Below are 22,631 nucleotides of genomic sequence, written 5' to 3'. Positions count from 1 at the left end.
ACCAAATCAGTTGATAATCTAGCACAGTGACACACTACATAGACGAGATACTTAATACTGCTCCCTGTGGCTTCCTCTCGTTTACTGACGATGGCACTATTGTAATGGTTAACGCTACGTTACTAGAATTACTCGGACAGGAATTAGATGAACTGTGGGGAAAAAAAATAGAGTTAATTCTCCCAATTGCCAGCCGGATTTTTTACCAAACCCATTTTTTCCCGCTTTTAAAAATGCATGGTAAGGCGGAAGAGATATACTTTTCATTAAAGTCCAAGCAAGGAAATCATATACCCGTGCTTGTCAACGGTATGCGGCGAGAAAAGGCTGGAAGCTTTATCAATGAGTGTATTTTCATACCCATTCACCAACGAATTCAGTATGAAGATGAAATTCTCAAAGCCAAGAAAGTCGCGGAAGCTGCTACCATCGCCCAAAAACAAGCGGATAAAGCCCTTTATTGTGCCAAGGAACAGGGGCGCAATCAGTCGGTGATATTTTCTTATTAAGAGGCAACAAATTGAGGTAAGTTTAAATTTTCTATGGTGTTTCTGGAAATGTTTGTACCTTACTATCAGGACTAAGAACAACGCGTATTCTCAGGTTTTGTCCAGATTTATTCGTAGAAACAAAAGGTTTACCAATTTCTGGAATACCACTACTATCAATGTATTCCCTGGCGACTTGATTTAAAGGTAAAATTCTTTCGATTTTGCCATCAACACCCAATATTAAACTATATTCCAGAGCTTGGGAAAGTCCAGTTGGTGGTTGCCAACGCTTGTTGAGGTATTCTCTAGCTTCTGCCACTTGAGGTGTATCAAATAAAGTCTGATTATTATTAACTGGTGTCACTGAAGAGGTTTTAGTTGCGGCTCTTAATCTCCTCACTAAATTATCTCTATTTTCTGCCTGAGATGGCTGGTATGGGCTAGAAATTCCCACAGCACCCTGTGTTAATTCCATAGCCGAGGTGGTGGGAAGGGTGTTAGGACTATTACTAAAACTGTTATTGGGGATACTGGCAATAGACTTAGCCGGTTGGGAAACACTGGGTAAGATGTTAAGATTGGCAGAGGGTAAATTATTCAGTTTAGTGGTATTGATCCCATTTTTAGCCAAAATACTGGGAGAGCTTGGGATAACTTGCGTCCTGCTGGCACTATCAGTATTGAGGGTGATCGCAGGTAAGGGAACTTGTGGATTAATAGGATCAGCAGAACTATTAGATGGGATGGTTAATGCTGGTGGCGATGATGTTGTCGGTGCAGCGGGGATAGTTGCATTGGGAAAAGACAGCGATGCTGGAGGCGGACTAAAACTAGGAAGTGCTGGTGTTAGTTGGGGTTGAGGCGAAGTTAAATTTAGTCCAGGTGCAGGTTTTATAGCTACTTGTTGTGGGGCGGGATTAGTATTTTTAGCTGCTTTCTGACTATTATTGGCATATTGCCAGGTAAATGGAGCTAAACCGGCTGCTAATACTAAAACTGCGGCTATAGGGGCCCACTGAGGTAAACTTGTCTGAACAGTTTGATTACTAGTAGTTGGTAAGGCAATCATATCAGATGAGTATTCATCTAAAGCCGTTGCCAAGTCAAATAGTTGCAATAAACTCAGTTCAATAAACAGTCCAGATGTTTGGTTAGCAAGATCACCAAAAAAGAGTTTATGAGTTAAATTACGACTGGGTTCTAAATAAACTTTTGTTTGGGGAATTTGGGGATTAAAAGATGGTAAAGTTTGGCGAGGAAAGACGGATGGGGGAGTGTTTTTTAATTCCGGTTCTGATGCTGTATTGCCATTATCGGTGTCTAATAAATTAATACTAAAATCCTCGGCGGATTGTTGCAGAAGTTGTTGAACGTAAGTGGTAACAATATTACATAAAACTTCTAGTTGCTGTTGATCACCCTGAATGAGGATTTTCTGTTGTTCTGGTAATCGTGGATCATCAAATTGCAGACGAAAATTGAGATCCTTAATCACAGTTTCCTCCATCCACCGGGACAAAGAGGAGTTTTGCGCCCGAATTTCTAATGTACAAGTGGGTGGAGTGTAGCGACGAATGACAGAATTTGATGGAGACATAACAAAAATTTCAAAGAAGAAAATAGGGAATTTTGGATTTTAGATTGGGAACGGAAATCGAAAATCGAAAATTATTTTGTGGAAAGGTCTATGAGTGCTAACCACAAACGGCGGTGTCCACCAGGGGCGCTATAAAAGAGTAAATTTATTAACAGTTTTAGGGCTAAATGGGTAAGCAAATCCGTTGAGGTTGCTTCTTCTTCTTCCATGCGTTCTTGGTAAGTATTACAAAAAGCATCTATATAATCTCCCAATAACGCAGTTTGGTGAGGTTTCTGGTTATTTGCTGTCATTTGTTCCAATAAACCTACAGCCCGGCGAATTAATTCTTGGTGCTGTTTGGCAAGATGGCAGATAATTAAAACTAGCGCTCGTGCTTCTTCTACATCTAGCTTTTTCCGTCCTCCTTGGCCTTTGCGGAGGGGATTTGATTGACGTAATCGCCATAAAGCCACCCGATCTGGTACTTTTGACTCTAAATTAAGACTAACTGCGGCAGACAGCATTGCCTCTGAACCAATCCCAGTTAATGTTTCTAGGGCTAATAGGACTAAGTCTAACTGAGTTTTGATATTTTCCCATTGAATTGTATTTGGGGCTGGAATTTGGGTTAAATCCTCCCAAGGTGACTTTGGTATAGTGGAATTAGCGGTTGATTGCATAACTTTTACCATAGATGATTAGGCTGAAAGAAGCGGGTGTTGTTACCTATTTGGAAACGAGATTGGGCATTGGGGACTGGGGACTGGGGACTGGGGACTGGGGATTGGTAATGTTCTTACCTATTGCTCCTTACCTGTTCCCTTTAAATATGAGCAATGGTGACACCACTTCCGCCATCGGCTTGTTCTGCTGGTTCGTAGTTGATAACTCTGGGGTGTTGTTGTAAGAAAGCGTGAACTCCTTGCTTAAGTTTACCCGTACCGTGTCCATGAATAATCCAAATAGATCCAGCGGCTTCAGAAATAGCTTTGTCTAAGATATATTCGCTATCAGCTACGCGTTTTCCGCGCAAATCTACAGTATTTTTTGAAGTACGAATGGCTGGGGCTGGTGGTGGTGTAACTACGGCTGGGGCTGGTTTGGTTTTAACTATGGGTTCGGGTTTTTGTCCATCTAGTGATTCGATATCCTGGAGTTGGACGGTCATTTTCATGATGCCAAAGCGCACGTTAAAATTGCCATCAACATCAGGAATTGTTAATACTTCGGCAGTTTGACCTAATTTGGGAATTCGCACGCGATCGCCTACTTTGGGCATAAACCCAGGTTTAGGTTTAGGTGGCGGTGCAGGTTCGTATTTTTGAGCAATTTGATTTAGGGATGCTGTGGCTTGCTGGGCATCTTGGGCGTTAGGTGTGCCTTTTTGCAAGCGGCGGATCACTTGGGCAATTTCTCCTTTGGCTTGGGTAATTGCTTGTTGAACGGCAATTTCTTGGGAAGCCCGCAAATCTTTTTCTCTGGCTTCTAATGCAGCGGCTTTGTCAGAAACTTCTTTATATAATCGTTCGGCTTGACGTAATAATTTTTGGGCTTCGGCGGCTTTGGTTTCCTGATTGCGGCGTTGGGCTTCTAAACCGGCAATGACTTGGTTTACCTCGTCCGTGGCTTCTCCAACTTGAGTTTTCGCTTCTGCTACTACTTCTGATTTTAACCCTAAACGCAAGGCAATACTCAAGGCGTTGGAACGGCCAGGAATCCCCCACAACAGACGGTAAGTAGGTGAAAGAGTAGTTTCGTTAAATTCTACGGAAGCATTTTCAAATCGGGAATCTTCGTATTTTAGAGCTTTGAGTTCGCCAAAGTGGGTACTAGCCATTGTTAGCTGGGTATGATTGGCGAGATATTTGAGTAAAGCGATCGCTAATGCACTTCCTTCCACCGGATCTGTACCTGCACCAACTTCATCAAGTAAAACTAGGGACTGGGGACTGGGGACTGGGGATTGGGGATTGGGGATTGGTAGTTTTATTTCTTCTTCCTCTTCCTTTCTCCTGACTCCTGACTCCTGACTCCTGACTTCTTCCTCTTCCTTTCTCCTGACTCCTGACTCCTGACTCCTGACTCCTTCTTCCAATGCTTCTAAAATTCGACTAATGCGGCGAATATGTCCTGAAAAAGTAGATAAACTTTGTTGTAACGATTGTTCATCGCCAATATCAGCTAAAACTTGCGAAAACCACGGCATTTCCACGGGTTCACGGGCAGGAACAAATAAACCCACTTTCGCCATGATCGCCGCCAATCCCAAGGTTTTTAAAGTTACCGTTTTTCCCCCTGTATTGGGTCCGGTAATTGTGACTACCCGAATTTGAGGACTGATCAATAAATCTACAGGAATGACTGGATTTCCTTGCTCGTGCTGCTGTTGCCATACTAACAACGGGTGGCGCAGATTTCGCAAGGTGATAATTTCATTGTCTTCTCGATGGACAAAACGCGGGGGGTTAGAACCTATCCACAAACTATAACGAGATTTCGCCACTGCTAAATCTAAGGTGGTGACAATGGCTAATAACCTTTCTAAATCTGGGGTGACAGCGGCCACTTTCTCTGTTAAAGTCCGGCGAATTACTTCGGCTTCGGTTTGCTCTTTTCTGATAATTTGCCGCAGTTGATTACCCAATGGTACGACACTGCTAGGCTCTACATACAGGGTTGCACCACTGGTTGAGGTGTCGTGAACAATGCCGGGAATTGCGTCCTTTTGGGGGGCTTTGACGGGGATAACAAAGCGATCGCTTCTTTGGGTAATTAACTGTTCTTGAATTGCTCCCGATTTAGCTTGAATAATATTTTGGAGTTTTTGGGTAATTTGTCCGCGAATTTTCCGCAATTCTATGCGAATTTCCCCCATTTTTTGACTAGCGCGATCTGTGACTTGTCCGCGTTCATCAATACAACGGTGGATTTCCTGTTCTAATTCTGGGTAAGTCCGCAATTGGGAAACTAAATCGCTTAAAACTGGGACATTTTCTTGATTATCAATGACACGGCGTAAATTTCTCGTCCCTGCCAGGGTGGTAGCGATCGCTAACAGTTCTTCTCCAGGTAAAATACTTTGGAGTATGGCCCGTTCTAGGGAATCACCAATATCTTGTATTCCTTCAAAGGATAATCCTGGATGTAAACGACTTTCCAGTTCGTAAACTTCTTTGGTTTGCGCTAATAACTGTTCACTTTCTGCCTGAGTTTCAGGAATTGGCAGGTTACGCGCAACTATAGCCCCTAACTTAGTTGCCGCAAAGGTGGAAAGGTGCTGGCACAGACGGGGCCACTCTAATAATTCTAAGGTTTCAGATTGAATCAAGGTTTCAAAAACTAATCTGAAGTTATCGTAACAATTTTAGCCACTAGAAGACTAAATTTTCCAGGATAAAATTTTTCTGGTGTTTACAGCACTTCCCGGTGTTATGAGGTACACCATTAGCGGGCAAGATGCCCGCACTACAAGAGTTTCATGATTCAACTTTGTACCTCATAAGAGCGGCAACGGCTGTATTAAAGCGTATTACTAAAGTTTTTTATGGCGTAACTTGGGTATAACCGAGACTAAAAACCATTAAATCCGTTTATTCAATCTATGACGGGGGTATAGAAACCCCCCATTACCCGCTTGATAGAGTTTTTAATTTCTAGTAAATAAAATGTCAGTTCAATCGACTCTAAATCTAGCTAATAATTCTTCACGAGAAAGATTAGATAATTGCAGTAATACTTCGGTTCTTTCTGTCAGAGAAAGCTCCATAATTGAAGTCACAATAGCAGATAATTCTTCATCTAAATTACCAAAACGTTCTGTTAGTAAACTCACTACTATCAACCGCAATCCCTCTTGTCGTCCTTCTTGCAATCCTTCTTGTCGCCATTCTTCCCGTTGTTTTAGATACGCTGGTGATAAACTCATGATTAACTCCTTTTCTTCCTCACTGACATTACTATTCAATTCTAAGTTTTTATGCCAAGATGCGAACATTTCTAGTAATTGCTTCCATTTATCATTCTCCTGGGAGAGTTGAATTACTTCATTGATAGCTTGAGTTTGGGTTTTTCCTTTTCCTAATACCCTTAACCATAGTGTATCCTCTGTCATCGGCAACTGATTGATAGCAACAATAGATGCTTTCAGTGATCCTGACAGAAAATAAACTCCTTTTTCCCACCCCTCCTTTACTTTGCTCCAAATCCATCGAGGATTTTTTCAGAACAAGTTGGTGTTAAAATCCATAGAAATGGTAATTCTTCCTCAGAGATAGAACGTTTTTCCCTTTTGGCTTGTCGTAATAAATCACCCTGAACACTATACAATTTTAACAAACAACTTCGTGATAAAGCTTTAGCAGAAGCTGAGGGGATTCAATCTAAAATTGCGGCGGAAAATACCATTAGTAACGCTAATTTGAGTGCCAAAATTTTCACTACTATCTGGCCAGAATTAGCTGATAAACTTCCAGAAATTGTAGCTGCTTTAGCACCACAACCAGGAGTTTTAGGAGATACTCGCATTTATTCATTCCCCGGTGCAAATGGTAGTAGTAGCAGTCAAGATATTAATAAGTTGTTACTATCAACTAGCGGACTATCCTTAATTAACACTTTATTAGATGAAGGCAAATTAGGAAATTTAATTGGCCAAGTTAGTCAACTAGTGCGTAGTAACAACTCAGTTATTGCACCAAACCTGAACCAAGAAGATACAGAAAATAATTGATAATTTGTAATTGATAATTCATAATTGAAATGAATTATCAATTATTAAATAGTAGCCATTTCTTTTACTAGCACATAGGGTTCAACAATGAGGGCATTAAACCGTTTAGTGCGGTTAAGATTCCATTCTCCTACCTGATCTACTGTGGGTTTAGCTAACAATTGTTCATCTATCCAATGTTGCACTGAAAGAATATTATCACTAGCAATGGCTTCTCCCACATCTAATAAGTCTAAATTCTCTGCCACCAAAATCACCGCATCTTTTTGGACATGGGGAATCAACCACTCCCATTCTGCTTCATCGAGATTTTGTTGTAATTTTTCGCGTAAATCTGACATAATTCCCTACTTTTTTAGTTATTAGTTTCATTTTACCTGATCAGCAAGGAACTTTTGTTAGTAGTTGTTACAGAGATATACCTGTAAGATGCGACACTATGTGAATAAATATTACAAAATCTACGTCAGTGATTTACTTTTCACCCGTTATATAAAATAGTTAAGAATGAGTTAAAACAAAGTTAAAGGAAGTTTACATTATGAACCCGACCAATAACAACAATCTCACAGAAGATAATAATAAAACCAATCCCAAAGATGAGGAAGGTGAAAACTGTCACCATAAAATAGTGTGGTCTTGTGATCCAAACAGTTATCCTCGTTGCACTGCTCAATGGGTACTGGAGTGTGAGCTAATCTGCTATTTACCTGAGTCCGTCCTCTGAGAATAACCCACAAATGTTAATTGATAATTATTTAATTATTAGCTACTAGAGAATGTAGTTTCAATTAAATATTCAGGAGGTAATAAATCAAGAAACTGACTTTCTATTTTAGCAAAGTTTTTATTGTCTTTGAGAAACCAGGAGATAAATAACTGTTTTTTTGCTCTGGTTAAAGCTACGTAAAATAGCCGCTTTTCTTCTTCTATTTTATTATCTCGCAAACTAAAGTAAGTCGGAAATTCTTCTTCACACATACCTGCAATAAACACGGTATCAAATTCTAAGCCTTTTGATTGATGAATTGTGATAATTAAAACTTGATTATTTTCTTGAGAAATTTGATCTAAGTTTTTTGCTAATGCTGTATATTCTATAATATTTCTCAGTGCTGTATCAGGATGTAATTCTAAGTTATCTTGTTCTTTGAAAATCTTGACTAACCTTTTGAGATTTTCTAATCTGTGTGGTTCATGATATTCATAATAATCATATAAACCAGAATCAATTAAGATATTACCTAATAAATCTGCTGGACGTAATTTTTGACTGGTATTTTTCCAACTTTGCATATCATCAGCTAAATTTTCAAATCCTTCTCCATAACGATAAACTAATGCTTGACGATAATCAGCACGAACTTTCACTAAAGGAATGAGAATTGCTAATAATTCCACAGTTGCACGGGTGTCATTAATAGCACTATGATTTGGGAATTGATTTAGTTTTAATTTAGTTGCTAAATTTTCTAAACTATAACTATCTGCTTGAATAAAACGTTTTGCTAAATCCCAGGTATCTCCCCATTGAAATTGCGGAGTTGATAAACCTAATTTTTGAGCATCAGCTATAACCATTTTAATGTCAAAACCGAGATTATGTCCAACTAAAAAAGCATTTTGGATAAATTCTAGAAACTCTGTAAATACATCAATTGCATTTTTGCCATTTGCTGCTAAAAATTCATCACTATAACCGTGTATTTGTGCTGAATCTCCCACAGGAACAGTATTTTTAATATGAGCATGAAATTCTGATTCTATCTCTCCATTAATTAATTTAATTCCTGCAATTTCAATTACTTCATCTTTACCTGCTAAAAAGCCTGTAGTTTCTACATCAAAAACTACAATTGTTCCCGAATCATAAGTGGTAATTAAATTACTAAAAGGATCACCATCAATAAAAGTTTGTGTTGATGCCATATCAGTTAATTTAAAACCACAATTTTCTCCTTCTTTAATGATATGATTAATAGTAGCATCACCAATTCCCCGACTAGGACGCTGTAACATTCTCAGCATTGAACCTGTATCAAAGGGATTGATAATTAAGCGTAAATAAGCCAAAGCATCTTTAATTTCTTGACGCATAAAGAATTGATGCTGCTCAACTGTAATACAGGGAATCTGAGATTTTTCTAAGCTTTTACTAATAATATCAATGCGTTTATGAGTTCTCGTTAAAACAGCAACTCGATTATATGGAAATTCAGGATTATTATTAGCTAAATCTTGAATTTGTTGAGCAATCCATTTTCCTTCATCATCTTCATTTTTAGCTGGATAAACAGGAATCAATTCACCATTTTCACAAATAGGAGCAGGAGTTATTTTTGTATGTCGTGTTTCAAAGGAATCAGCAAAACCAGAAGCAGTATTTAGTAAGGTTTTAGTAGCGCGATAATTCCAAGTGAGGGAATATTCTTGGGGTTGAAACTCTTGTTTAAATTGATTTACAACTTGCTCAGGTTCTGAACCTCTCCATTTATAAATAGTTTGATCTAAATCTCCAATTATGGCAATATTACCAGTTCGAGCAGCTAAACATCTGACAATTTCATATTCAGATAAATGAGTATCTTGAACTTCATCAACTTGAATAAAATCAAACCGTTCTTCCCATCTTTTTTTGATTTCTGGATAATAAGAAAACAAGGAACGAACATAAAAAATTAAATCAGAAAAATCTAAACCATGACGCTCTTGTAAAACAGTTTGATATTTACTAGCTAATCTTGCGTCACGCATTCCCAAAGGTAAAAATAATTGCTCTAAAGGATAATTAGGAGATAGTTGTAAATGAGTAGCTTTAGTTTTACAATCAGATATTTGTGATAATTTATCTTGAATATCTTTGTCTTTACTTAGTTGAAAAATCCCTTTAATTAGTCCTAAACAATCAGTATCATCATAAACTACAAAATCTGCTGGTAAACCAATATTTTTCGCTTCTATTCTCAGGATATAAGTACATAAACTATGAAAAGTTTTGATTGTGATATAGCGAAATTGTTGAGGACACATTTGTGCTAACCGTTCTTTCATTTCCTTCGCTGCGCGGTTAGTAAAAGTTAGACAGAGGATTTTTTTGGGAGGAATACCTGCTTTAATTGCTTTGACAACTCTTGATGATAAAACGCGGGTTTTACCAGTTCCTACGGGAGCTAATATTAATAATGCTCCGTTGACGTGGTTGATGATTTTTAGTTGTTCTGAGTTGGGTTGGGTTTGTGACATAGGAAATATGACAATTTAAACAGTTAACAACGAAACATCAGATATGTAATATTTATTTTTATCTTGAATATACATTAGCAGAGATTTAGCAACATATTCTGCTAATTTAACAGGTACAGCATTACCAATCATCTGTTCTAAATCTGTTTTTGAACCTGCAAAAATAAAATCATCAGGGAAAGTTTGAAGATAACTTCTTTCAAGAGTAGTTAGAGGACGCAAATCTGGTGTTAATGGTGCAACATCGCCGGGATGTTGTTGATAAGTTTTAGGTATTGGCCTATTCACACCTCTAATAGTCGGACTGGGTTCATCAATACTAAAAATAGCTCTTCTTTGATAACTTCTAGGATGACGATAATAATATTCAATCTCTAAACTATTTCCTAAATAATCTCTAATAGTTGTAGGTTTTTTAGATAAATTAGCTTCTAGATAAGTCTTGATATTATCATCTTGACCACCAAGTTCTCCTATACAGAAAAATCTCTTTCTTTTCTGTGGTACACCGCATAAACTAGCATCTAATACTTTTTCTGTTAAACCATAACCAGCAGATTTAAGAATTTGCTTAAACTCTTGATATTTGTGAGATTTTCTAAACAATTCTACATTTTCTAAAATAAACCATTGACTTGAAACATTAGCTACTATTTCAGCAAATGTAATACTTAAATCTCCTCTACCTAAATCTTCATTCCGCTTACCAGCACTAGAAAAATCTTGACATGGTGGACCACCAATAATTACATCAGGTAAAAATTGTTTAAATATTGAATAATTATTATTTACCTGACTCAAATCATATTCAAAAATCGGATGATGAAAGTTTTGCTTATAAACATTTATAGCAGATTTCCAGTTTTCAAAAGCAGCGACAATCTCAAATCCACTATTCTGAAATCCTAGTGATAACCCACCACAACCAGAAAATATATCTATGACCTTTAAGGAAGATGATTTCATTTGTATATTCATTAAATTCCCTTTAGTCTATCATCAAAAATTTCTGGATTGCTGAAAATAATAGCATCAAATCTTCTCTCAGGACTTAAAAAGTTTTGTCCTCCCCCTAAAATGATGTTTTTAATTTCTTCTTTGGTAATTCTGGGTTGAACCAAATTATCACAAGTCATATAAGGACGAGTATTAGAACCACTTAAAGCAAAGGCTTTATCATTCTTGGTGTTATAGGTTAATGTATCAATAACTAATTTATGATTTATTTTACCAACAAGAGCAAAGTCATATAACATTTTTGCCAACCAGATAACAGAACGCATAGGTCTTTGGATGGTTTCTTCTGATTTAGCTAATCTTTTAGTAATATCAAAGAAAAGCCTGGTAAAACCAAAGTTACTCCAGATAAAAATATCTAAACAGTTTTGATAAAGTTTGGAAGTCTTACCTACAGTTTTCCATATCGGTTGCATGACCAATGGAGATTGAATTGCTATATTCTCACTTATTAAATTATCTAAGCAATCTACAATTTGAGGGATAAAAGGTAATACTTGACGGATACTTGACCAATCTTCAATTTGACTACATACAGGTTGAAGATAATTGAGTAATTTATCTCTTGAATTTTCAAATTCATGAGCAATACTCAAAGCAAGATAGACAATAGTATCTGGTCTGGTCACAATTTCACAGCCGTATTGATGATCTGGTAACCGATAAGTAGAATTATCAGGTAATGCAGTTAATTTAATTTCTATACTTCGTAAACAGGCATTATCTCTATTAAGATCATGGGTTACTAAATCAACTCGTGGCAATTTACCAACAACTATTTTTCTATAAGGTACATAGTCACTTTCAAAGGAGAAAAATAAATTATCAGAAAGAGGTGCAATACCAAATATTTGAGAAATATCTATTTCTTCATGCTGAATTTTTAACTGCTTGTCTAAGGTTAAATAATTAAGTTTTAAACCTTTCTGATACATATAACAAGCTAAAGATGCAGGAAAAGAATTATTAAATTGATTTTTCCCCCAACTTTCTCTTTGAGAAAAATCTCTATTAGAATGAGTTAATCCAAATAAACCTACTTGTAAATTGTCTGGTTGCATTAGGCTGGCTTTGATAATATACTTACATAACAATTTCAGTATAAATTAATTTTTTGACATTTAGCTGACTTGTTGATTTATAATCACTCATCATCAAAAAAGTACATTAATTATTCAAATCTATTCACTAAAAATAGCTGTAACTAGCAAACTCTTGTGGGGTAGGCAAGATGCCTGCCCTATCATAAATTCTTACCTACCCAAATCGTGCATTTCATTAATTGCGTCCGCACACATTTGAGTAACCCTTTCCAATTCCTCTTTCTTAGTAGAACTAGGAGCATCAATTAACTTCCCAATTCTCAAAGTCAACGGGACTGAACGGGGTACAGAAGAACCAGGTTGTAAAATCTTCTCACTTCCCCATAAACACACAGGTAAAAAAGGAGCTTTGGCCTTAGCTGCTAAGAGGGCTGCACCTCTTTTTGGGTCATGAATGCGACCATCTGGGGTGCGTGTACCTTCTAAAAACACACCCACAGCCCAACCATTATCTAAATATTCTAAAGCGGAGCGGATAGCATTGCGGTCAGCACTACCGCGACTCACAGGGTAAGCACCGTATAATTTAATTGCTTGTGACAAAACAGGAACTTTAAATAATTCTTCCTTGGCCATATACGCAACTGGACGCAGGACAGAAGTAGAAACTATGGGGGGGTCAAAGTAACTAGCATGATTACTAACTACTATGACAGGTCCAGATTGGGGGACATTTTCCGTACCATAAATCTTGCCGCGAAAGTATGTGTGCAGCAAAGGGCTAATTACCGACCACTTAAAGGCGTGATACAGTGCCAAACTAATTAAGGGTTCACGAGTTCTAGTCACAGAAGATAATATAATTAAAGAAGGAGTCAGGAGTCAGAATACAGGAGTCAGAATTTATTTTACCTTCTAACTCCCACATCCTAATTTCTTATTTCTTCTACATCAGTTTCCTAATGTCAAAGTCTGCTGTCCTTGAGGTGAAGTAGCATAACCTAAAAATGCTTGAACTCCAGCACTAGCAGGGTCTTTATAGACATAATACAGCGAGCGCTTATAGGGATAACTAGCCGCTTCTGGAGTCAAGCCTTCAATAGCCACGACTCGCACAGTTTGCTGATTAGCAACCTGAGCAAAAGTCGCATAGCCGATACCATCTTTTTTCAAAGCTTGAACTAAGGGAGTTGTCGCATCTTGGGGTAAGGTCGTAATGTTGGGTGTAGTCCCAAAATTAGCTCCTTTTAAGACTAATTCTTTAAAAGTTTGATGTGTGCCACTAATTGCTGGACGATTAATGACGCGGATAGTCGCAGATGGACCACCCACTGCTGACCAATTATTAATTTTTCCCTGAAATATATCTGCAATTTGGCTGCTGGTTAATCCTCTATTAAAGGGGTTTGCCTTACCGACTATCAGAGCGATCGCATCTTGTGTTACAGTAACAGCCTTTAATCCCTGACTTTGTTCCTGTGCTGTCAATGGTCTAGAAGCCGCCGCAATATCAACTTTACCAGCTAAAAGATCCTGAATTCCCTTATCCGTCCCATTCCCCACAGCTTCCACCTTTGTACCGGGAAACTGTTTCTCAAAAGCATTTTTGAGATTTTGGTTAATTGTTACCATACTCGTAGAACCGTCTATTTTTACGGTAGTACCGCTGGCTACAGTCGTTGGTAGTGGAAAAGTTCCAGTAGTTGTTGTACCACCAGGGGAATTATTTTCTGGCTGTGTAGTTGTCGTTGTCGGCGTTGAGGTAGGGTTACGCATGAAAAACCACCAGTAACCACCACCCAAAAGCCCCAAAAACAGCAGGATAAAAACAATAGGAGGCGGTCCGCTTCTCTGACTCATAAATTCCTACTTATTCTGGTAATTGTTTGGGTTGAGAATCCTGTAACCTTTGTAAGCGACGGGCAACTTCGTCGTCTAAGGTCATATTTTCGATTTCAGCCTGGAGTTTTTCCGCTGGATTTTCCGACAATTCGGCTAAAGCTTCTGTCTTCAAATTCCGACGTTCAACCGCACCTTTAGCCTTTTCAAAATCACTTTTAGCCGAACCAATGTCAAATTCATTATTGACTTTAGCAATCATAGCCAGGGCTTCATTTACCTCTGACATATCTTTCATATTCTGCATATCGGCTTTGTAGGTTTCTAGCTTCATGCGCTCACGGTTGAGTTTATCTTTAGAAGCTTTGACTGCCGTTTCTGCCTGTTTAACCATTTCCTCCAATTTGGGCAAAATTTGCTCTGTTTGAATCGCCTTACTCATGGCCATTCGCGCTGCTTCTTCATTGCCACTACGTTGAGCAATCATGGCTTGTTGCTCTAGAGTTTTGGATTCTGTAATTTTTGCCTCATATTTGCGCTTGGCAGTCTTATATGCGCCCTCTTGAGCCGCCACTGCTCCCGCTAGTTTCTGAACAGCTTCTTGCATGGACTGAAGAGATTCTTCAGCAACTGCTACAGCCACTTTACCACCAGACTCTACAGGCATTCCCCATAACCAGTTCCAAGTCCCAACTATGGTTCGCCCTGCCCTTTCGCCCATTATCCAGTAGACAGCTTTTTTCATAACCTAAAGTTATTCCCATGAGGATGGCTATGGTAATATTTTTACCTTAAAATTGACACACATACCAGTTGTATGTCAATTTCTTTAAATTGCATCAGCCAACTGCATGATTAAGAATTACTCTCATCAGTTAGATGATTTGTGCATAAGATTGGACATTCTACAGATTTTTTTCCCGACCAATCTGTGAAGATATTATCATCTTTGTAATGTCTGGGTGTTTGCAGCATTAATTCCCAGACTTTGCCAGCATTCAATAAATTGAACCGCTCAGGATAATGTGTTTGTAATAGTGCTTGCACCATTGGGGCATAATCTGAATTTATGCCGGGAAAAATATGATGTTCTGTATGGTAAGAAAAGTTTAAATGTAAAAGATCAAATATTTTAGGCACTCGAATAGAGAGACTATTGATCAACACATCATTTACACTTGTCATGGGACATAACATATGATTGGTATAGATATAAAATATCAACCCTGCATAGCCTATCCAAATGGGTAAAAAGTAGCTAAGAAGAAGTTTGATGGGATCAAATTGTAGGTAAGTTAAGATGCTGGCATGGATGCCGATAATCATGGATAATTCTAGTGCTATCGCTCGTCGTTCTTTACCGCTAACTGTAAAAGCCACCACAGGATATTCAGCTTTGCCATTATTGAATAATAAAACTGAGGTGAGATTACGAAATGCGTGAACTCCCCAAGCATGACCCATTCCTATAAACAATAAAATAGGATTTACCTCAGCCGACGGCACAAAAGCATTCTGAATCCATTTACCCCAATTTTTAGGTTGACTATCTAAATAATTGCGATCTGGATCTTGTAAGGAATTTGTTTTATTGTGATGTTCTCGATTGTGTACTGCCTTCCATAAAGTTGGTGGCATCCATAACATTGTAAATCCCAATAAACTAATTACTTGTCTTAACCAAGGATTTTTAACTGTGCGGCTGTGGAGTAAATCGTGGGTACTAAATAGCAGAACAATCACACTATTAGCCATCACTAATGCTAGGGGCAAATAGAGCCAGAGAAAATACCATTTCCAGTCATCAAGATGATTGGCAATTCCCCAACCCAGAATCATAATTGCTAGATTAATAAACAGAATCCAGAGTTTATTACTATCGGGTAAAAATGCCTCTGGTGGTAGTAAAGGACGCAGTTTTTTAGCATATTCTGCTTGCGTCATCCAAGTTTTTTTTTCAAGTGTATTCATGAATCTTTGTAGTTTTGTTGCAGGTTTATTAGGCCAAGTTTTGAGCAATTTCAAGTAAGTGCAAGGTTAACTTTTTGGCGTTATCTTACTGAAATCTTGACAAATTAATGGAGGTCATTAAATAAATTTTCAGACAATAAAAATAGACATCATAGAAAATTTATGTTGCCAATTTCATCTACATAATGACTTATTTAATTTTGTATTAATTTATGAAATTACCTATTCAGGTAACTCCCCAGCATTACGGATATTTTCCAAAATCAAGCCAGGTGCAGTGCGTTTAATCAAACCTGTTAAAACGTTACCAGGCCCAATTTCCACAACTTTCTCCATGCCATTTTCTGGTAATTGTAAGGAAATTTCTCGCCAGCGCACAGGGCCTGTCATTTGTTGAGAAAGACGCTGTTTTAAAACTTCCGCTTCCATTGTGGGAATTGGATCTACATTAGACAAAACTGGGACAGTTGCGGACTGAAAAATCACTGAGTCTAGAACTTCTTGAAATTCCGCTGCTGCTGCTTTCATTAAATGTGAATGAAATGCTCCCGAAACCTTTAAGGGAATAGCCCGTTTGGCTTTGACTTGAGACATTACAGTTTGTACAGCTTCAGGAGTTCCAGAAATGACAACTTGGGCAGGACTGTTATCATTTGCTAAAACTACATTAGGTGTGGCATTAATAACTTTTTCTAACTCTTCTCGGTCAAAGTTCATTAAGGCGGCCATCATGCCACCAGAGGCACTATCCATCAATTCAGCCCGTCGTTTAACTAAGTGTAACCCCGTAGACCAGTCAAAGACACCAGCGACATAAAGGGCTATGTATTCGCCTAAGCTATGACCTGCAACCAGATCCGGCTGCTGTCCTTTTGACCGCAATATATCAGCAATAATACTTTCAATTACATACAGACTAGGCTGGGTATAAAGTGTCCGTGATAAGGTTTCAATATCACTTTGACAGATATCTGTGACAGACCAGCCCAAAATTGCCTCGGCTTGAATAAATTTTTCTTTGGCCAGTGGTAGATTTAACAAGTCTATTCCCATTCCCAATGCTTGAGAACCTTGTCCGGGAAACACCCATGCAGTTTTAGTCATTTGTTAGTTGTCAGTTGTCAGTGGTCAGTGGTCAGTGGTCAGTGGTCAGTGGTCAGTGGTCAGTTGTTGTTAGCATTAATTTTCTAAATGTTTTTTAATTTTTAATTCTCAATTTTTAATTGTCTATCTTCCCCATTTAAAAATGGCTGCACCCCAGGAAAGTCCAGCACCAAAACCAGATGTAGCGATAATATCATTGGGTTTGATTTTCCCGGCTCGCACTGCTTCATCTAATGCTAGGGGAATAGATGCGGCGGAGGTATTACCATAGTCGGCGACATTGCTGATAACTTTATGTTCGGGAATTTCTAAGCGTTCAGCAACGGAGTTGATAATCCTTTGATTTGCTTGATGTAATACTAGCCAATCTATATTTTCAACTTTGAGATTAGCTGCAAACAGGGCTTTGTCTATTACTTCTGGAACTTTTTGCACAGCAAAACGGTAGACTTCTTTACCATTCATAGTAATAGGGTGATATTTGCCCGTAGCTACATGAATATCTGGTGTCAGTTCTGTGGTAGAGGCTTGATAGGCCAGGTTGAGATAATGGTTTTGAGAACCGTCGCTTTTGAGAGCAAATCCTAACAGGCGATCGCTCTTATTTGCCTGTAATACCACTGCCCCAGCCCCATCACCAAATAACACACAACTGCGTCTATCCTGCCAATCTACCCAGCGGGAGAGGATATCTGCCCCAATTAAAAGTACATTTTGATAAACACCTGTTCTGATGTATTGTGCCGCTGTTACCAAACCAAAGACAAAGCCAGAACAGGCGGCGGTTAAGTCAAAGGCCACTGCTTTGATAGCGCCTAATTCGCCTTGAACCCGGCAAGCAGTTCCAAATAAGTCATCAGGGGTGGAGGTGGCCAGCAAAATCAAGTCAATGTCTGCTGCGGTAATGCCTGCTGCTTCGATTGCCTGTTGACTCGCAGCGGTGGCTAGTGATGTCAGGGAGTCAGGAGGCAATGCTAACCGTCTTTGACGAATCCCTGTTCTTGAACTAATCCACTCATCTGATGTTTCCACCAATTGAGTTAATTCCTGATTGTGTAAAACCGTTGCGGGGACTGCTGAACCACTGCCTGTAATTGCGATGCCACTGTTAAAAAAATTTTGCACTTCTTTTTTTCCTCAATTGTCAGTTGTCAGTTGTTAATTGTCAGTTGTCTTGTTTGTGAACATTAATAACGAGTACCAATGACAATCCCAATTTTAGATTTGAGATTGGGAATTTTAGATTTATAAAAAAATCGTAATTATAAATCTAAAATCCGAAATCTAAAATTGGATGACAAATGACAAATGGTTGTTAGCGGAGGATCTCCATTTTCAAAAGCAATAGTTAACTACTTTCATTTTGGAGAATTTGATATTGGGATTGAAGTCTTTCTAACACCTGATTATCTACAGCTTCTTTGGCCATACGAATGGCACTAAAAATAGATGGTGCTTGGGAACTACCATGACCAATAAAACAAATGCCGCTGACACCTAAAAGCAACGCACCTCCATGTTCAGCGTGATCCATGCGCTGTTTAACGCGCTTTAGGTTGGGTTTTAAAATCGCTGTACCGATTTGACCATGTAGTCCTTGGGGTAATTCTTCTCGGAGAATTTGCAGAATTACGCCTCCCACTGCTTCGGCAAATTTTAATAAGATATTACCCACAAAGCCATCGCAAACAATCACATCAAATTCACCGGATAATACATCACGCCCTTCAGCATTACCAGTAAAATTAATTTGAGTATTTTCCCGTAACAATTGGTGGGCGCGAAGAACTACTTCGTTACCTTTAGTATCTTCTTCGCCAATATTCAATAAACCTATTTTGGGATTTTCTGTTCCCAAAACATACTGACTGTAAATTGAACCCATGACTGCAAACTGCTCTAAAAATTTAGGGCGACAGTCTACATTAGCACCGACATCCAGGATCATAACTGGCTTGCCGGCTTTGATGGTGGGGAATACTGTGCCAATTGCTGGGCGGTCAATTCCCGGTAATCTGCCTAAGCGCAGCAAAGCTGAAGCCATTGCTGCCCCAGAGTGTCCAGCAGAAAATACAGCATCTGCCTGTTGATTTTTGACTAAATCCATCGCTATGTTGATGGAAGATTTCCGCTTACGTCTAACTGCGTTGAGAGGCTCTTCATCCATAGCGATCACTTCCTCGGCAGGAACAATCTCCAAATCCGCCATAGTTGTCTTTGGCGGCATTACAGCCTCGATTTGTTGGGGATCTCCAACCAGTAATATTTTTACACCCAATTCTTCTCGCGCCCGCAGTGCGCCGGCGACGATTTCAGCGGGTGCATGATCTCCCCCCATTGCGTCAATTGCGATCCTTACACCAGTCGATCCCATTGCTCAGAGCTTATAGAAACCTTACAAATTTTATCAGATTGCCATCCTTAAAAATTCAGAATTCTCAAAAAAGCATAAGAAAATCTATTTTTTCTGCAACCAAGGGAATCATCGAAGCTTAAATTAATTGAATTATATTAATATTCGATTAAACAAGTATAAATTTTAACTTGGGCTGGGAAACGGGTCAGGTTAAAGCTTTTTCTCCCTTTTTTCCCCTTAACATACAAGTATAGGCTTAAATTTCGCCTGTCAATAACTATAATAAACTAAAATTACAGCACACCAAATAACAAAATGAGTTTTACAGTCCCCAGTAACTACAATTTTTTAGGCAGATTTTACCGACTGGCAAGCATCAGTGTTCTTGCAAATATGATGGTTCCTTTGGCTGGTTTGGTAGATATTGCTTTTTTAGGACATTTAACAGATATTCGACATTTAGCAGGAGTAATCTTAGCTACTATTCTGTTTGATTATCTTTATCGAGTGTTAAAGTTTATGCGTTCTAGCACTAATGCTATTACGGCTCAAGCTGTTGGTGAAAATGATGATAAGGCAGTAATTTTAGCTGGTTTGCGGAGTGGTTTAATTGCTTTACTAGTGGGTTTAATTATCGTTTTATTGCAATATCCTTTACAAAAAATTGGTTTTTTTATTTTGAGTGGTTCTTCAGATATTGAATCTGCTGGAGTTGATTATTTTTATGCGCGAATTTGGGGCGCACCGGCTGTCCTCCTCAATTTTGTTTTATTTGGTTGGTTTTTAGGTAGAGAAATGAATTGGGTGATGCTATTAATGTCAATTGTCGGTAATGGTTCTAATGTATTGTTAGATTATTTGATGATTTCTAAATGGGGTTGGGCAAGTGCAGGGGCAGGTTTAGCAACAGCATTAAGCCAGTATTTAGCTTTAATAGTGGGTTTAATATGGATGTTTTTTACTATTCCTTGGCAAGCTGTACCAGCAGCTATTCAGGAATTATTTGATTGGGTAGCTTTGAAAGAAACTTTTGCTTTAAAAGGTAATATTTTAATTCGGTTTTTAGTATTAATTTCTGTCTATTCTATTTTTACTAATTTAAGTGCAACCATGGGAACAACTGTTTTAGCCCAAAATGGTTTATTACTCCAAATTGCGCTTTTAAGTCAGTTTACAATTCAAGGGGTAGGGGTAACAATGCAAACCCTGACAGGTAATTTTAAAAGCAAAGGTAATATTCAACAGATGATCCCTTTATTAATAGTTTCTTTAGCTACTAGTGTGGTGATCGCATTAGGTTTTTCCGGGATATCTATTTTCTTCCCTGATCAGGTATTTGGATTATTAACTAATCACACAGAAGTGAATCAAGAGATTAACCAATATACTATTTGGTTACTGCCTATTTTAGTCATTACTGCCATTACTTTTATGCTAGAAGGTTATTTTATTGGCTTAAAGGAAGGTGCAACTTTACGGAATGCGGTATTATTATCTTTTGTCGTGGGTTTTATGCCCCTAGTAATTGCTGCTGGGTATTTCCATAGTAATCATTTATTGTGGGCTACTTTATTGTCTTATATGACAAGTAACATGATTTTATTAGGTGTATCTGTACCCCAAACATTTAAAGATAAAAGTTTAGCAAATCAGCCATTAATTTCCAGTTGACATAGGACTTTTGTTTTCTCAGATCCCCGACTTCTCTAAGAAGTCGGGGATATTGTCTTGTCTGGATTAGAGGAAATTAAATTAACTCAAAACCCAGCTAACCAGTGTTCTCACCCCAAAACCAGTTGCCCCTGCACCGTTATAGCCATTTTCCTTGTCAGCCCACACAGGTCCGGCAATATCTAAATGCGCCCAAGGGGTATCCTTGACAAACTGTTTGAGGAACAAAGCCGCAGTGATAGAACCACCATAACGGGGGCCTGTATTTTTCATGTCGGCAATACCCGATTTCAGCCCGTCAAAATATTTGTCTTCCATAGGCATCCGCCAAATTTTCTCACCGGCATTGTCTGCGGCTGTTTGCAGTTGAGAAGCTACAGCGTCATCTGGTGTAAATAACCCGGCGATATCTTCACCCAAAGCTACCACACAAGCACCTGTCAGGGTGGCTAAATCAATGATCGCATCCACACCCAATTTATCAGCATAGACCAAGGCATCAGCCAAGGTTAACCGCCCTTCAGCATCGGTATTGTTAACTTCGATTGTTTTGCCATTTGATGCGGTTAAGATGTCTCCTGGGTGCATAGCGCGACCGCTAATCATGTTTTCGGTGACTGCGGAGATAAAGTGAACCTCTACATCTGGTTTTAATTGGCCGATAGCTTTAGCAGCGCCTAAAGTTGCGGCTGCACCACCCATATCCATTTTCATGGTTTCGATACCACTACCAGCCCCTTTAATGTTCAAACCACCGGAATCAAAGGTTACACCTTTACCGATAATTGCCAGTTTCCGTCTCGGTGTGGTGGCTGGTTTGTAGGTAAGATGAATGAATTTAGGTGGTAATTCGGAAGCTTGGGCAACTCCTAAAAATGCCCCCATACCTAGTTTTTCGCATTCTTCCTGTTCTAAGATTTCTAGTTGTAACCCATGTTCATGAGCGATCGCTTGGGCAGTTTCTGCCATAGTAATAGATGTAACCGCATTAGCTGGGGCTGCTACTAACTGTCTAGCTAAAATTACACCGGAAACAATTTGATTAGCGCGGGCAATAGCGGCTTCTTGTCCAGCTACACCGAGTAAATCAATGGTTTCGATCTGGGGATTTTTATCTTCTGGCTCAGATTTAAAGCGAATATCTTGGTAAAGTGCTAGTTCTATGCCTTCAGTCAATGCTTGGGCTGTGGCGGCTGGGTCATTGTTCCACAGTGGTAAACTAATTCCCAGGGTTTTGGTTTTTTGCTTTTTAGCGGTTCGGGCTACAGTAGCCGCAACCCGGCGTAAATTTTCTAATTTCAGCGCCTCTGGTTTCCCTAAACCCACCAAAATTAGCTTCCGCACGGGATGATTAGCACCTAAGCGCATGACGATGGTACTATTTGCCTTACCTGTAAATTCTTCTTCGGTAATTATTTCTTGGACAATTCCCGCACATTTATCATTTAAGCTGGCAAGATCACCAGTTAACTCGACTGCGTCTTCAAATAAGCCAACGGCTAAAGTATCACCAGTCCAATCTAATAATGCTGTATTTGTAGGTTGAATCGTCATTTTTGTAAGTTCTGTTTATCTTCCGTCATGTACC

General features: G+C 38.8%; 20 protein-coding genes. 3 read left to right on the top strand and 17 right to left on the bottom strand.

What is annotated here, in order from left to right:
- The first annotated feature begins 26 nt into the window (after positions 1–26).
- Positions 27–509 (top strand): PAS domain S-box protein, encoded by a 483-nt coding sequence (locus FJR11_RS14550; RefSeq protein WP_371417540.1) that lies wholly within the window; start codon positions 27–29, stop codon positions 507–509.
- 31 nt (positions 510–540) lie between these two features.
- Here FJR11_RS14550 and FJR11_RS14545 read toward each other — a convergent pair whose 3' ends face one another.
- From FJR11_RS14545 to FJR11_RS23580, 5 genes are all read right to left on the bottom strand, one after another.
- On the bottom strand, positions 541–2,088 hold the full coding sequence (locus FJR11_RS14545) for a DUF4335 domain-containing protein (RefSeq protein WP_168504871.1): 1,548 nt from the start codon (positions 2,086–2,088) through the stop codon (positions 541–543).
- Between the two features lie 71 nt (positions 2,089–2,159).
- Positions 2,160–2,762, bottom strand: coding sequence for a DUF3038 domain-containing protein (locus FJR11_RS14540; protein ID WP_168504869.1), 603 nt, complete (start codon positions 2,760–2,762; stop codon positions 2,160–2,162).
- A gap of 131 nt (positions 2,763–2,893) precedes the next feature.
- Positions 2,894–5,398, bottom strand: coding sequence for an endonuclease MutS2 (locus FJR11_RS14535; protein ID WP_168504867.1), 2,505 nt, complete (start codon positions 5,396–5,398; stop codon positions 2,894–2,896).
- Positions 5,399–5,743: 345 nt separating this feature from the next.
- Positions 5,744–6,181 (bottom strand): hypothetical protein, encoded by a 438-nt coding sequence (locus FJR11_RS14530; RefSeq protein WP_254444755.1) that lies wholly within the window; start codon positions 6,179–6,181, stop codon positions 5,744–5,746.
- A 77-nt stretch (positions 6,182–6,258) separates the two neighbouring features.
- Positions 6,259–6,396 (bottom strand): hypothetical protein, encoded by a 138-nt coding sequence (locus tag FJR11_RS23580; RefSeq protein ID WP_254444754.1) that lies wholly within the window; start codon positions 6,394–6,396, stop codon positions 6,259–6,261.
- 46 nt (positions 6,397–6,442) lie between these two features.
- Between FJR11_RS23580 and FJR11_RS14525 the strand changes: the two genes are divergently transcribed.
- Positions 6,443–6,799: a flotillin domain-containing protein gene (locus FJR11_RS14525; RefSeq protein ID WP_371417556.1), complete on the top strand. Its 357-nt coding sequence runs from the start codon at positions 6,443–6,445 to the stop codon at positions 6,797–6,799.
- A gap of 44 nt (positions 6,800–6,843) precedes the next feature.
- Here FJR11_RS14525 and FJR11_RS14520 read toward each other — a convergent pair whose 3' ends face one another.
- The 11 genes from FJR11_RS14520 to plsX all read right to left on the bottom strand — a co-directional run bounded on the left by FJR11_RS14520 (position 6,844) and on the right by plsX (position 19,390).
- Positions 6,844–7,140: a DUF2288 domain-containing protein gene (locus tag FJR11_RS14520; RefSeq protein WP_168504865.1), complete on the bottom strand. Its 297-nt coding sequence runs from the start codon at positions 7,138–7,140 to the stop codon at positions 6,844–6,846.
- Positions 7,141–7,564: 424 nt separating this feature from the next.
- The gene (locus FJR11_RS14515) at positions 7,565–10,042 is read right to left on the bottom strand and encodes a 3'-5' exonuclease (protein ID WP_168504863.1); all 2,478 of its coding nucleotides are present in this window, start codon (positions 10,040–10,042) and stop codon (positions 7,565–7,567) included.
- Positions 10,043–10,057: 15 nt separating this feature from the next.
- Positions 10,058–11,020, bottom strand: a complete 963-nt coding sequence (locus FJR11_RS14510) for a DNA cytosine methyltransferase (protein WP_168504861.1) — start codon at positions 11,018–11,020, stop codon at positions 10,058–10,060.
- Positions 11,020–12,120, bottom strand: coding sequence for a HindVP family restriction endonuclease (locus FJR11_RS14505; protein WP_168504859.1), 1,101 nt, complete (start codon positions 12,118–12,120; stop codon positions 11,020–11,022). The genes FJR11_RS14510 and FJR11_RS14505 overlap by 1 nt, the downstream gene beginning before the upstream one ends.
- Positions 12,121–12,312: 192 nt before the next feature.
- Positions 12,313–12,951 carry a lysophospholipid acyltransferase family protein gene (locus FJR11_RS14500; protein ID WP_168504858.1) on the bottom strand — a complete coding sequence of 213 codons (639 nt, stop codon included), beginning with the start codon at positions 12,949–12,951 and terminating at the stop codon, positions 12,313–12,315.
- A 102-nt stretch (positions 12,952–13,053) separates the two neighbouring features.
- A complete protein-coding gene (locus FJR11_RS14495; protein ID WP_168504857.1) occupies positions 13,054–13,962 on the bottom strand; it encodes a phosphate ABC transporter substrate-binding protein in 909 nt (302 codons plus the stop codon).
- Positions 13,963–13,972: 10 nt separating this feature from the next.
- Complete coding sequence (locus FJR11_RS14490; protein ID WP_168504856.1) at positions 13,973–14,686, bottom strand: PspA/IM30 family protein; 714 nt, start codon at positions 14,684–14,686, stop codon at positions 13,973–13,975.
- Positions 14,687–14,796: 110 nt separating this feature from the next.
- Positions 14,797–15,912, bottom strand: a complete 1,116-nt coding sequence (locus FJR11_RS14485) for a fatty acid desaturase (protein ID WP_168504855.1) — start codon at positions 15,910–15,912, stop codon at positions 14,797–14,799.
- A gap of 222 nt (positions 15,913–16,134) precedes the next feature.
- On the bottom strand, positions 16,135–17,016 hold the full coding sequence (fabD, locus tag FJR11_RS14480; RefSeq protein WP_168504853.1) for an ACP S-malonyltransferase: 882 nt from the start codon (positions 17,014–17,016) through the stop codon (positions 16,135–16,137).
- Between the two features lie 123 nt (positions 17,017–17,139).
- On the bottom strand, positions 17,140–18,141 hold the full coding sequence (locus FJR11_RS14475; protein ID WP_168504851.1) for a beta-ketoacyl-ACP synthase III: 1,002 nt from the start codon (positions 18,139–18,141) through the stop codon (positions 17,140–17,142).
- A gap of 223 nt (positions 18,142–18,364) precedes the next feature.
- Positions 18,365–19,390: a phosphate acyltransferase PlsX gene (gene plsX / locus FJR11_RS14470; protein WP_168504849.1), complete on the bottom strand. Its 1,026-nt coding sequence runs from the start codon at positions 19,388–19,390 to the stop codon at positions 18,365–18,367.
- A gap of 297 nt (positions 19,391–19,687) precedes the next feature.
- On the opposite strand from plsX, the gene gntT reads away from it, so the two are divergent.
- Complete coding sequence (gene gntT / locus FJR11_RS14465; RefSeq protein WP_168504847.1) at positions 19,688–21,043, top strand: guanitoxin biosynthesis MATE family efflux transporter GntT; 1,356 nt, start codon at positions 19,688–19,690, stop codon at positions 21,041–21,043.
- An 81-nt stretch (positions 21,044–21,124) separates the two neighbouring features.
- Here gntT and FJR11_RS14460 read toward each other — a convergent pair whose 3' ends face one another.
- Positions 21,125–22,597 carry a leucyl aminopeptidase gene (locus FJR11_RS14460; protein WP_168504845.1) on the bottom strand — a complete coding sequence of 491 codons (1,473 nt, stop codon included), beginning with the start codon at positions 22,595–22,597 and terminating at the stop codon, positions 21,125–21,127.
- Between the last annotated feature and the right edge of the window lie 34 nt (positions 22,598–22,631).

The sequence above is a fragment of the Anabaena sp. UHCC 0187 genome, assembly GCF_009712035.1.
Taxonomy (GTDB): Bacteria; Cyanobacteriota; Cyanobacteriia; order Cyanobacteriales; family Nostocaceae; genus Dolichospermum.
Note: the sequence above shows the minus strand (reverse complement) of the source record. Positions and strands in the feature narration are given on the sequence as shown.

What these genes read in the sequence shown, in the direction of transcription:
- FJR11_RS14545 (WP_168504871.1), bottom strand. Translation starts at nt 2,088, where the DNA reads ATGTCTCCATCAAATTCTGTCATTCGTCGCTACACTCCACCCACTTGT.
- FJR11_RS14540 (WP_168504869.1), bottom strand. Translation starts at nt 2,762, where the DNA reads ATGGTAAAAGTTATGCAATCAACCGCTAATTCCACTATACCAAAGTCA.
- FJR11_RS14530 (WP_254444755.1), bottom strand. Translation starts at nt 6,181, where the DNA reads ATGACAGAGGATACACTATGGTTAAGGGTATTAGGAAAAGGAAAAACC.
- FJR11_RS14520 (WP_168504865.1), bottom strand. Translation starts at nt 7,140, where the DNA reads ATGTCAGATTTACGCGAAAAATTACAACAAAATCTCGATGAAGCAGAA.
- FJR11_RS14515 (WP_168504863.1), bottom strand. Translation starts at nt 10,042, where the DNA reads ATGTCACAAACCCAACCCAACTCAGAACAACTAAAAATCATCAACCAC.
- FJR11_RS14510 (WP_168504861.1), bottom strand. Translation starts at nt 11,020, where the DNA reads ATGAATATACAAATGAAATCATCTTCCTTAAAGGTCATAGATATATTT.
- FJR11_RS14505 (WP_168504859.1), bottom strand. Translation starts at nt 12,120, where the DNA reads ATGCAACCAGACAATTTACAAGTAGGTTTATTTGGATTAACTCATTCT.
- FJR11_RS14495 (WP_168504857.1), bottom strand. Translation starts at nt 13,962, where the DNA reads ATGAGTCAGAGAAGCGGACCGCCTCCTATTGTTTTTATCCTGCTGTTT.
- FJR11_RS14490 (WP_168504856.1), bottom strand. Translation starts at nt 14,686, where the DNA reads ATGAAAAAAGCTGTCTACTGGATAATGGGCGAAAGGGCAGGGCGAACC.
- FJR11_RS14485 (WP_168504855.1), bottom strand. Translation starts at nt 15,912, where the DNA reads ATGAATACACTTGAAAAAAAAACTTGGATGACGCAAGCAGAATATGCT.
- fabD (WP_168504853.1), bottom strand. Translation starts at nt 17,016, where the DNA reads ATGACTAAAACTGCATGGGTGTTTCCCGGACAAGGTTCTCAAGCATTG.
- plsX (WP_168504849.1), bottom strand. Translation starts at nt 19,390, where the DNA reads ATGGGATCGACTGGTGTAAGGATCGCAATTGACGCAATGGGGGGAGAT.
- gntT (WP_168504847.1), top strand. Translation starts at nt 19,688, where the DNA reads ATGAGTTTTACAGTCCCCAGTAACTACAATTTTTTAGGCAGATTTTAC.
- FJR11_RS14460 (WP_168504845.1), bottom strand. Translation starts at nt 22,597, where the DNA reads ATGACGATTCAACCTACAAATACAGCATTATTAGATTGGACTGGTGAT.